12 protein-coding genes are annotated in these 9540 nt (G+C 63.6%); 7 read left to right on the top strand and 5 right to left on the bottom strand.

Annotation, left to right across the window (positions count from 1 at the left end; genetic code table 11):
- Positions 1-67: 67 nt before the first annotated feature.
- Positions 68-586 carry a hypothetical protein gene (locus tag P8Q88_RS11310; protein ID WP_278323936.1) on the bottom strand — a complete coding sequence of 173 codons (519 nt, stop codon included), beginning with the start codon at positions 584-586 and terminating at the stop codon, positions 68-70.
- Between the two features lie 188 nt (positions 587-774).
- Between P8Q88_RS11310 and rplU the strand changes: the two genes are divergently transcribed.
- The 3 genes from rplU (at position 775) to P8Q88_RS11295 (ending at position 2312) form a co-directional block, all read left to right on the top strand.
- Positions 775-1290, top strand: coding sequence for a 50S ribosomal protein L21 (gene rplU / locus P8Q88_RS11305; RefSeq protein ID WP_278323935.1), 516 nt, complete (start codon positions 775-777; stop codon positions 1288-1290).
- Between the two features lie 12 nt (positions 1291-1302).
- A complete protein-coding gene (rpmA, locus tag P8Q88_RS11300) occupies positions 1303-1572 on the top strand; it encodes a 50S ribosomal protein L27 (RefSeq protein WP_067694900.1) in 270 nt (89 codons plus the stop codon).
- 200 nt (positions 1573-1772) lie between these two features.
- Positions 1773-2312 (top strand): GNAT family N-acetyltransferase, encoded by a 540-nt coding sequence (locus P8Q88_RS11295; RefSeq protein ID WP_278323934.1) that lies wholly within the window; start codon positions 1773-1775, stop codon positions 2310-2312.
- Between the two features lie 57 nt (positions 2313-2369).
- On the opposite strand, the gene P8Q88_RS11290 is transcribed toward P8Q88_RS11295, so the two are convergent.
- Entirely contained in the window at positions 2370-3248 is an 879-nt protein-coding gene (locus P8Q88_RS11290; RefSeq protein WP_278323933.1) for a metal-dependent hydrolase, read from the bottom strand.
- A 113-nt stretch (positions 3249-3361) separates the two neighbouring features.
- Here P8Q88_RS11290 and P8Q88_RS11285 point away from each other — a divergent pair, with 113 nt between their 5' ends.
- Positions 3362-3961 (top strand): TetR/AcrR family transcriptional regulator, encoded by a 600-nt coding sequence (locus P8Q88_RS11285; RefSeq protein WP_278323932.1) that lies wholly within the window; start codon positions 3362-3364, stop codon positions 3959-3961.
- A 9-nt stretch (positions 3962-3970) separates the two neighbouring features.
- Here P8Q88_RS11285 and P8Q88_RS11280 read toward each other — a convergent pair whose 3' ends face one another.
- Together P8Q88_RS11280 and ygfZ are read right to left on the bottom strand one after the other, a co-directional pair.
- Positions 3971-5065 (bottom strand): S41 family peptidase, encoded by a 1095-nt coding sequence (locus tag P8Q88_RS11280; protein WP_278323931.1) that lies wholly within the window; start codon positions 5063-5065, stop codon positions 3971-3973.
- A 59-nt stretch (positions 5066-5124) separates the two neighbouring features.
- Complete coding sequence (gene ygfZ / locus P8Q88_RS11275) at positions 5125-5862, bottom strand: CAF17-like 4Fe-4S cluster assembly/insertion protein YgfZ (RefSeq protein WP_278323930.1); 738 nt, start codon at positions 5860-5862, stop codon at positions 5125-5127.
- Between the two features lie 38 nt (positions 5863-5900).
- On the opposite strand from ygfZ, the gene P8Q88_RS11270 reads away from it, so the two are divergent.
- Positions 5901-6725, top strand: a complete 825-nt coding sequence (locus P8Q88_RS11270; RefSeq protein WP_278323929.1) for a patatin-like phospholipase family protein — start codon at positions 5901-5903, stop codon at positions 6723-6725.
- Between the two features lie 10 nt (positions 6726-6735).
- Complete coding sequence (gene pyrC / locus P8Q88_RS11265; protein ID WP_278323928.1) at positions 6736-7773, top strand: dihydroorotase; 1038 nt, start codon at positions 6736-6738, stop codon at positions 7771-7773.
- Here pyrC and rarD read toward each other — a convergent pair.
- Positions 7751-8653: an EamA family transporter RarD gene (rarD, locus tag P8Q88_RS11260; RefSeq protein WP_278323927.1), complete on the bottom strand. Its 903-nt coding sequence runs from the start codon at positions 8651-8653 to the stop codon at positions 7751-7753. The genes pyrC and rarD overlap by 23 nt on opposite strands.
- Before the next feature lie 174 nt (positions 8654-8827).
- Between rarD and P8Q88_RS11255 the strand changes: the two genes are divergently transcribed.
- Positions 8828-9334: a glycine zipper 2TM domain-containing protein gene (locus tag P8Q88_RS11255; protein ID WP_278323926.1), complete on the top strand. Its 507-nt coding sequence runs from the start codon at positions 8828-8830 to the stop codon at positions 9332-9334.
- Positions 9335-9540 lie beyond the last annotated feature (206 nt).

The following is a 9540-nucleotide window of genomic DNA, read 5'->3' as shown; positions in this document are numbered from 1 at the left end:
CCCTCCCCGGCAAAGGACATTGCACGCTGCGCGGGACCAGGCGACCGGTCCCGCGCTTTCTTTGCGCTTATCGGATTCGCTCGCGCAGGCGCTGCAGCGCGGCGTCTTCCTCGCCGACCAGAGCGATCACCTGGTCGCGCGCAGCCGCCACTGCTGCGACATCCTCTGCCTGCACCGCGGCGGCGGTATACAAGGTGTCGAGGTCGCCAAGCGCAATGGCCGCCTGGCTGCGCTGTGAATCCAGATCCGCCAGCGCAACCTGCGCGGAGGCCCAGGCATCGGTGCCAACGGCGCTTCCGGCCGCGGCCGAAACCCGCCGCTCCGCCATTGGCAATGCGGCGAGGAACGCGGCGTGTGCATCGCGCGCCCGCGCCTGCAAAGCGGCAAGGCGGGTCGGCAGATCGCCGGTGCCCTGCGTTTCGACCGGGGGTACATCGAGCCGGTCGCTCTGCACGGGCTCGAACGTGCCATCCACGCGCTCTACATCCCGGATGGCAAGCGAGGGGTAGGCCCCGGCATCGGGTGTCGCGCACGCTGCGCAGGTAAGCGGCAGCAAGAGGGCGAATGCGAACTTGCGAAGGGTCATCGCGGTCTCCATATCACGCAGGTCGCGTCGCGCCAGCGGAGAAGAAAAATCGTCGCACTGGCCGTTGACTTGGACCCGCCTTTCGCCTAACGGCACGCTTCTTTCCGGGGCTGCTGATTGGCGGCCTGACGGGTGCGCCGTATATTCGCAAGGATGCGGCAAAGCTAATTGATTGAGAGATAACCACCATGTTCGCAGTAGTGCGCACGGGCGGCAAGCAATACCGGGTTGCCGCCGGAGACAAGATCGCCGTTGAGAAGCTGGCTGGCGAAGCCGGCGACACTATCACGCTGGGCGACGTTCTGCTCGCCGGTGAAGGCGACAAGCTCGAAGACGCCGGCAAGGTGACCGTTTCGGCGGAAATCATCGCCCAGGCGAAGAGCGAGAAGGTGATCGTCTTCAAGAAGCGCCGCCGCCACAACTATCGCCGCAAGAACGGCCATCGCCAGCAGATGACCCTGCTGCGCATCACGGCCGTCGGCGATTCGAAGGCGGAAAAGAAGGCTGCGCCGAAGAAGGAAGCGTCCCCGAAGGCCGAAGCCAAGACGGACGATGCTCCGAAGGCCGAGACCAAGAAGGCAGAAGCCAAGAAGCCGGCCGCGAAGAAGGCTGCCCCCAAGAAGGGCGCCGTCGAGGAAAAGGCTCCGGCCAAGAAGGCAGCGCCCAAGAAGGCTGCCGCCAAGAAGACCGAAGACAAGAAGTAAGGATTACGGACGATGGCACATAAGAAAGCAGGCGGTTCGTCGCGTAACGGTCGCGACTCAGCCGGTCGTCGCCTCGGTGTGAAGAAGTTCGGCAGCGAAAACGTCGTCGCCGGCAACATCATCGTGCGCCAGCGCGGCACCAAGTTCTATCCGGGCGCCAATGTCGGCATGGGCAAGGATCATACCCTGTTCGCCCTTACCGACGGCATTGTGCGATTCCACAAGGGCAAGCTCGACCGCAAATTCGTATCGGTCGACATGCTGGCGGAAGCCGCCGAATAAACGGACGCTCCGATAACGGGATCGTCCAGACGGGACGGTCCCAGCCGGGATAACCACCGGCAACCGAAGAGGGAGATGGGACCGACCCGTCTCCCTCTTGTCGTTTCTCCCTCTCAGTCTGGCGAAATATCCTTTCGCCGCCACGCAACTGTCACGCGTCCGGCCTAGGAGCCCGGAGCGTGGATATGGGGAGAATACCGATGTTCCATGTTACCGAAAGGCTGCTGCTGCGGCCTGCCTGGCCCGAAGATGCAGAAGCGCTGTTTGGCGGGATCGCCGACGAAGGCGTCGTCCGCAATCTTGCCCGCGCGCCGTGGCCCTATCTCCCCGAACATGCGCGCCAGTTCGTCATGCGCGAGGTGAATTCGAAAGTCCCCAGTTTCCTGCTGACCCTGCCCGGTGACCATGGTTCGAGAATCATCGGTGGCGCTGGTTTGGGGGAAACCGATACTGGTGTCGAACTCGGCTACTGGATCGCGCGGCCCTATTGGGGCCAGGGCTTCGCAACCGAAGCGGCCCGCGGCGTGGTCGAGATCGCCAAGCTGCTCGGCTACGACCGGCTTGAGGCGGGGCATTTCACCGACAATCCTGCGTCGGGGAGAGTGCTGCGCAAGATCGGCTTCAGGCCCACCGGAAAGGTCGCCCCGCGGCACAGCTGTGCGCGCGGCAAGGACGTCGATTGCGCGCTCTTCACGCTCGACCTCGCAGAAGGCGAAGTGGCCGCCCCAAAAGCGGCGTGACTCAAACGAAATGCCCCGCAATCGCTTGCGGGGTCTTTCTCATGTCTCGCGTCAGGTTTATTCGGCGGGCATCAGCGCTGCTTCGAACTCGCCCTCATACTTGCCGATCAGGTGACGATCGTCGTGATCCCAGGGGTGGAAGCGCGGCTTGAAGTAGGCGAGCCACGCGGGGAAGATGCGGCGTACCACGCCCGGTTTGACTGTAAGGTACTTGATCAGGCCCCATTTAGCCTTCCAGCCGGTGATCCCATCCTGAGCGAGCAGCTCGAGCGTATCGGTCCAGCGATTGCGGAAGAAGTTGAAGCTGACGATCAGCATCATCAGGCTACGCAACTTCCAGCGCCGGAAGGGGGTCCAGTCGCGGGTTGCATGGTTCCAGGTGTCGAAGGCGACGCCCTTGTGCTCGATTTCCTCGACCGCGTGCCATTCCCACATCGCTCGCACTTCGGGATCGGCATCCTTGAAATGCTGTGGATTGGCGAGGAATTCCTGCGCCATCATCGCGGTGTAGTGCTCAAGCGCCATGGTCGCGGCGAGATTGACGATGACCGGGCGGTCCTTCGTCAGCGCGAGCATTTCCGCCACGCGTGCATCGATCGCCTTGATGTCGTAGCCGTGATCTTCGGCCAGACGATTGAAGGCGATGTGTTCGCGTGTGTGGTTGATTTCCTGCTTCACGAAGGCGCGGATCTCGGCCTCCAGCTTGGGATCGGCTCCTTCACGATGGGCTTTGACCGCTTCGATGAAGAATGCCTCGCCGCGCGGAAAAGTCGCGGACAGGGCATTGTGCCAGGCGGTGCCGAACGCATCTCCGGCCCACCAGCGGCGCGGCGTGGTGCCGCGATTGAAGCGCTCGTCACGCACGGTCAGCGTGAGGTCTTTCGGCGTCGGTGCGGATTTGCGGGTGTCGGTATCGATCGTGGCGGGGGCGTTCATGGAAGGCTCCGAGTTTAACTGACAGCAATGTAAGTAGCTGCTACTTACATTGCTGTCAATAACCAGCGGTAAATGCCTTTGCCAGTTCGCCGCGATGGGTTAACGCCTTGTCGATGGCTACCCGCAAGAGATTGTCGCCCGAAGAATCGCGCCTCGCCGCGCTGGAGGCGGCACGCGGCCTGTTGATCGAGGCCGGGCCGCAAGCGGTCACGCTCAAGGCGGTCGCCGCGCGCATTGGCCGCACGCACGCGAATCTTTTGCATCATTTCGGATCCGCAGCAGGCCTGCAGAAGGCGCTTGCGGGCCATCTTGCCGGGACCGTCTGCGACACGATCATCGATGCCGTGCGAGCGAGCCGGGCAGGTCTGGGCAGCCCGCGCGAGGTCGTGGACCTGGCCTTCGACGCCTTCGACAAGGAAGGAGCGGGCGCCCTTGCCAGCTGGATGATCCTGACTGGAAACGAAGACGCGCTGACCCCTATCGTCGAGACGATCCACAATCTGGTCGATGAGATCGCACCGGAGGAAGCCGAGCACGGTGGCGACCCGATGCAGGTGCACGAGGAAACGCTCGCACTGGTCCTCATGGCGATGGGCGACGCGCTGATCGGCAGCGCGCTGTCGCGCTCGCTCGGCCTCCCGGCAACCGCCGCCCGCGACCGGGCGGAGCGGATGCTGGTAAGCTCGATCGCCGCGCTAAACGCGCAAGACTGATCCCGCGGCCTACTCGCGGGGGTGCTTCCAATCAGGCACCATCTGCATGGCATCGCTATTCGGCTGTGCGAAACTTTCGAGCTTTTCCCGCCGGTCGCTGTCGTCGTGCGACGTGCTCAGCTTGCGAAGCGCCATGGCATAGGCGCTCTGCAATGCGCGCTCAGCTTCAATCGAATGTTCGGGCACGACACCCACGTGCTCCCAGTTGGTCTTGGTGATCGGATTGATCGCCCTGCCGGTCGGGATGAAGGCATAGAAACCATGGCCAAGCGATAGTGGCGCGCCGGGATTGGCGCCGCCGCCCGTGGTCTCGCCGACCAGTGTGGCTCGCTCCTGCGCCTGCAGGTCGTAGGCGAATTCCTCGCCGCCCGAGAAAGTGTAGTCGGACGTGACGACATACACCGGACCGGTGAACCGGCTCTCGACCGAGCGGACCGTCCAGAAATCGCGCGTGGTATCCTCTATCCGGCTGTAGATGCTGTTGAGATGCCGTTCGTCGCCTTGCGCGAAGAAGTGGCTGGCCAGCTGGGCCACGCTGTCTGGGTCTCCCCCGCCATTGGAGCGCAGGTCGACGATGATTGCGTCGCTACCCTGCAGCAGTCGCATGGCGCTTTCATAAGCCGGGGCGACGAATTCGGTGGGGCCGAAAAAACGAACGTCGATATAGCCGATGTTTCCGGGCAAACGCGCCACGCGCTGGATCCCATAGGCGTTGGAGGCCATTTCGCGGCGCATCTGCGCCGTCTCTTCCTCCGATGGTCCTCCGCTATCGCCAGGCGACATTTCGACGAAGCTCGGGTCGTAACGCACCTGCAGGTGGCGATCATTGCCTAGCTCGCGCAAATCGCTCCGCAGGGCATCGGCGAAGGCCTTTGCGGTTTCGAATTGCGCCCAGGCACCGTCCTTGGATCGCCGGATCAGTTCGTCGGCGGCGCGTTCGGCGATGTCGGGGAAAACGTAATTCGCGCGCAGCTTTTCCGCCAAAGTGCGGACGACATCCGCCTTGTCGGCCTCTGTGATTGCCGGATCCGCCTCGGCCTGCGCGAGAAGCGGTTGGACGGCAGCAAGACCCAGGGCGAGACTCAGGAACAGTCGGAAAATCATCGAGGCAACCTCCGCTTACAATCTGACTACAGATGTAGGCGAAGCGGCAGATCTGTCAGTCAGCTTTCGGCTAACGCCTCTTTCAGCCAGACGGGTGCCATATCCGGATCGATCGCATCGGTTCGCAGGTGGTCAATCGCGACTTCCTTGTCGGCATAGGCAATCTTCCGCCGCTTCTCGTCCGATTTCGCGAGCGGGACCACCACCAGCCGCCGGTTGATCTTGCTGCGCCAGTTCATCCGCGCGGTATTCTCCTGCCCGATGTAACAGCCTTTGGAGAAATCCACGCCGTTGAGCTCGATGGCGTTGGTTTCGAGCCACAATATGTCGCCCAGCTCCGCGCGGCCCTCGGGCACACCGAGCGACAGGCGATGGTGGCGCCACACCGCATCGGCCGCTTCGTCGCTGTCGTCGACCGGCGCCAGCCATCGCTGGCCGAGCGCACCGAGACGAGGGTCGGCTGCCCCGCCGTCACCCATCTCGGGTCGCCAGTGGACGCCAATCGCGGGATCGATCGCGATATCGATGGGCCGCCGCAGGCGATAGAGCGACAGGCGCCGCACGAGGTCTTCTGCCGCTTCCGCCTCGCAATCGATGAGCAATTCGCCTGCCGCGCCGGGCCAGACGAGGAAATCGAACAGCGTTTTCCCCTGCGGCGTCAGCAGGCCGGCATAGACGGGAAGCAAGCCTTTGACGGTGTTTGTCACCAGTCCTTGCAGGAAATCGGCAACGCTCTCGTCCGCTTGGCGGGGGGCCAGGCGGATCACCGCACGGTCGAACAATCGTGTCGCAGTCATGGGTGACAGATAGGGGCGGCGCGGGCATAGGCAAAGCGATGTTCAGCGATATCGAGCAATTGGTCTTCTCCGGCGGCGGCATCCGCTGTTTCTGGCACGGCGGCTTCCTGTCCGGCCTGGGTGATATGGCTAGCTTGTCGCCTGCGCGGATCAGTGGCGTGTCGGGCGGGGCATTGAGTGCGGCGGCCTGGATCGGCGGGCGCGAGCAGGATCTGAAGATGCTGATGACCGAAGCCTTCGAAATCAACGATGCGAATTTCGACCGCAAGCGCAGCAATTTCACGCCGCACCAGGAAATTTACCGCGCCGTAGTGGAGACGACGCTCGACGCCGAAGCGATTGAGCGGATCGCTGCGGGGCCGGAGTACGAAGTGACCCTTTCCTGCCCGCCGGGCACGCTTTCGCCGCGTTTGGCGGCGGTTTTCTACGGGCTGCTCTACAAGCTGGACCAGGCAGTGCGTTCCACCCCGCATCTCGAATGGCCGCGGGCTGCCGGGCTGAGCGAATTACGGGTGGACGCGCGGCAGGCTGCGCGCGACGGCAAGCTGATCGACCTCATCTGCGCCGCGGCAACCATACCACCTGTCTTTGATGTGCCCGAGTGGGATGGCGACCGCGTGCTTGACGGCGGCATGCTCGACAAGGCGCCCCTGCCGGACGACGATCACGGGCCGACTTTGGTTCTGTTGACGAGCATCTACGGCAAGCTGCCGCAGGACGCGCGCCGCACCTATATCCAGCCGACGCGCGAAGTCGCCGCCGACAAGATCGACTTTTCCGATGCAAGCAAGGTCACGCGTACTTGGGAGCAGGGCGAGGCGGATGCGCGCCAGTGGCTGGAAGATCGCCGGCAGGCGGGCTAAGGCGCGCGCGATGACACAGACGCTCACCCTGCGCCGGCCCGATGACTGGCACCTGCATTTCCGCGACGGCGATACCATGCGCGCGGTCGTGCCGCACACCGCGCGTCAATTTGCCCGCGCCATCGTGATGCCCAATCTCTCCCCGCCGGTTACCACGAGCGCGCTGGCGGCTGCCTATCGCGATCGGATCACTGCGGCAGTGCCGGAGGGCATCGACTTTACTCCGCTCATGACCGCCTACCTGACCGACCAGAGCGACCCGGATGATCTGGTGGCAGGTTTTGCCGACGGCGTGCTGACCGCTGCCAAGCTCTATCCGGCCGGTGCCACGACCAATTCGGCGCATGGGGTGACCGATGTCGCGAATATCTCGGGTGTGTTGGAGCGGATGGCGCAGATCGGCATGCCGCTTTGCGTACATGGTGAAGTGACCCATTCGGATATCGACATCTTCGACCGCGAGGCAGTGTTCATCGACCGCATCCTGGCGCCCCTGATCGAGCGGTTGCCCGAACTGAAGGTCGTTTTCGAACACATCACAACGCGGCAGGCGGTCGAATTCGTCGATGCGTCCGGCGCGAATATCGGGGCGACGATCACTCCACAGCACCTGCATATCAATCGCAACGACATCCTCGTCGGTGGCATTCGCCCGCATATGTACTGCCTGCCCGTCGCCAAGCGCGAGGAGCATCGGCTGGCATTGCGCGAGGCGGCGACCGGTGGCTCGACCAAATACTTCCTAGGCACCGACAGCGCGCCGCACCATCGCCACGACAAGGAAAGCGACTGCGGTTGCGCGGGCATCTTCAACGCGCCGCATGCGCTGGAAAGCTATATCACCGTATTCGAGGAGGAGGGCGCGCTCGACCGGTTCGAGGCTTTCGCGTCCGAGAACGGCCCGAAATTCTACGGATTGCCGCTGAACGAGGGCGAAATCATGCTGGAGAAGGTGGCGCAGCAGGTGCCGGCCACTGTCAATGGCGGCGCCGCGGAAATCGTGCCGTTCCACGCTGGCGAAACGCTCAGCTGGCAGCTGGCGTCCTAGACCGCGACCACAGGTCCCACACGAAGATCGCCGCTGCGCCCCAGATGCAGGCGAAGCAGGCGGCTTGCACCGGTTTCAGATCTTCGCCGAAAACCGTCAGACCGAGGATGAAGACGATGCTCGGGGCGAGAAACTGGATGAAGCCGAGCGTCGAATAGGGCAGCTTGCGCGCAGCGATGGCAAACAGCAGCAAGGGAAAGGCCGTAAGCGCCCCGCCCAACATGATCGCCAAGCTGAGGCCGATGTCCTGTGCGAAGGCCGAGCCGGCCGGCAGGCCTGCGTAATACCAGGCGACGCCGAGTGCGGGCAGTAGCAGGATGGCCGATTCGATCGTAAGGCCCGGAAGCGATCCGACCGGTACCTGCTTGCGGATCAGGCCATAGGTGCCGAAGCTCAGTGCCAGCGTCAGGCTGATCCACAGCGTCGTCAGCGCACCTGCCAGCAGCAGCGAGACGCCAACGCCAGCAAGCGCCACCGCGAGCCATTGCGGCCGCGTCAACCGCTCGCCAAGCAACAGCGTGCCGAGCAGCACGTTGACCAGGGGATTGATGTAGTAGCCCAGACTGGCGGCATAGACCTGCCCGTTCTGGATCGCCCAGACATAGACCACCCAGTTCACGGCAATGAGGGTGGCGCTGAGCAAGAGCAGGGTAAGGACCTTGCGATTCCGCAATGCCACGCGGATTTCCGTACCTTGTTTGCGGAAGGCGACGATCAGCAAGCAGAGCGGTAGCGTCCAGATGATCCGCCAGCCTACGAATTCGAAGGCAGGCACGCTTTTCACCAGGATCAGATACAACGGCAGGAAGCCCCAGATGACATAGGCACCCAGCGCCGCGCCAAGGCCTGTGCGATCGTGACTCTGTGCGGCCTTTGTCATCCTGAGCAGGCGCTAGGCCTGCCGGAAGGTGGCGGCAAGGCTCAATTTATCGACCGCAGATGGTCGGTCTGTCGCAAAATTCGTTTCTGACCACGCTGTTGCATTCGGTTCAGCTTCCGGGGCTTAAACCTTAACGTTATCGAATCGCACACGGATCAATCGAAGGAATATCTCATGGCCAACCCGTTCAAGCTTCCCGCAATGGCGCTTGCCGCGACCGGCCTCGCGCTTGCCACTCCGGCCTCTGCCGCACCGGCAATGCACGCATCGCCGGCGGCGCATGCTGCCGTCCATGCCGACGCAGCGGCCACGCATGTTTACGAGCACGGCAAGACGCGCAAGCACTGGAAGCGTCATCGCGACCGCCATTATTACAGCGATCGTCGCTCCTATCGCGACTACCGCGACCGGCGTGCGCCGCGGCCCTATTACATGGGCTACGACCGCTACTATGGCGAGCCCGTCCGCCGCGACACGCGGATCTGGCGCGGCCGCGACGGGCGGTATTACTGCCGCCGTGACAATGGCACGACCGGCCTCCTTGTCGGCGCGGGCGTCGGCGCGCTGATCGGACACGAGGTCGCCGGTCGCGGCGATCGCACGTTGGGCGCGATCCTCGGCGGCGCGGCAGGCGCTCTGCTCGGACGCAGCATCGACCGCTCCAACACGCGCTGCGGCTAAGCCTACCACCGGACTTTCGCCCGCGCCCACCCGCGGGTGAAACGGCGGCACCCGCAATAACAACACGGGGCCGTCAGGGCGCCTCTCGTCTTCCTTCCGGAGACGAGGGGCGCCCTTTCCCTTTTCCGCAGCCGATTGTCCCGATATGACGCAAGGGCTGCGCACTGGCTGGTGTGGAAGCGGTATTCGCAGCACAGATGACTGCT

The sequence above is a fragment of the Qipengyuania marincola genome, from assembly GCF_029688625.1.
Taxonomy (GTDB): Bacteria; Pseudomonadota; Alphaproteobacteria; order Sphingomonadales; family Sphingomonadaceae; genus Qipengyuania.
This window is presented reverse-complemented; position numbering and strand designations above follow the sequence as displayed.

What these genes read in the sequence shown, in the direction of transcription:
- P8Q88_RS11310 (WP_278323936.1), bottom strand. Translation starts at nt 586, where the DNA reads ATGACCCTTCGCAAGTTCGCATTCGCCCTCTTGCTGCCGCTTACCTGC.
- rplU (WP_278323935.1), top strand. Translation starts at nt 775, where the DNA reads ATGTTCGCAGTAGTGCGCACGGGCGGCAAGCAATACCGGGTTGCCGCC.
- rpmA (WP_067694900.1), top strand. Translation starts at nt 1,303, where the DNA reads ATGGCACATAAGAAAGCAGGCGGTTCGTCGCGTAACGGTCGCGACTCA.
- P8Q88_RS11295 (WP_278323934.1), top strand. Translation starts at nt 1,773, where the DNA reads ATGTTCCATGTTACCGAAAGGCTGCTGCTGCGGCCTGCCTGGCCCGAA.
- P8Q88_RS11290 (WP_278323933.1), bottom strand. Translation starts at nt 3,248, where the DNA reads ATGAACGCCCCCGCCACGATCGATACCGACACCCGCAAATCCGCACCG.
- P8Q88_RS11285 (WP_278323932.1), top strand. Translation starts at nt 3,362, where the DNA reads ATGGCTACCCGCAAGAGATTGTCGCCCGAAGAATCGCGCCTCGCCGCG.
- P8Q88_RS11280 (WP_278323931.1), bottom strand. Translation starts at nt 5,065, where the DNA reads ATGATTTTCCGACTGTTCCTGAGTCTCGCCCTGGGTCTTGCTGCCGTC.
- ygfZ (WP_278323930.1), bottom strand. Translation starts at nt 5,862, where the DNA reads ATGACTGCGACACGATTGTTCGACCGTGCGGTGATCCGCCTGGCCCCC.
- P8Q88_RS11270 (WP_278323929.1), top strand. Translation starts at nt 5,901, where the DNA reads ATGTTCAGCGATATCGAGCAATTGGTCTTCTCCGGCGGCGGCATCCGC.
- pyrC (WP_278323928.1), top strand. Translation starts at nt 6,736, where the DNA reads ATGACACAGACGCTCACCCTGCGCCGGCCCGATGACTGGCACCTGCAT.
- rarD (WP_278323927.1), bottom strand. Translation starts at nt 8,653, where the DNA reads ATGACAAAGGCCGCACAGAGTCACGATCGCACAGGCCTTGGCGCGGCG.
- P8Q88_RS11255 (WP_278323926.1), top strand. Translation starts at nt 8,828, where the DNA reads ATGGCCAACCCGTTCAAGCTTCCCGCAATGGCGCTTGCCGCGACCGGC.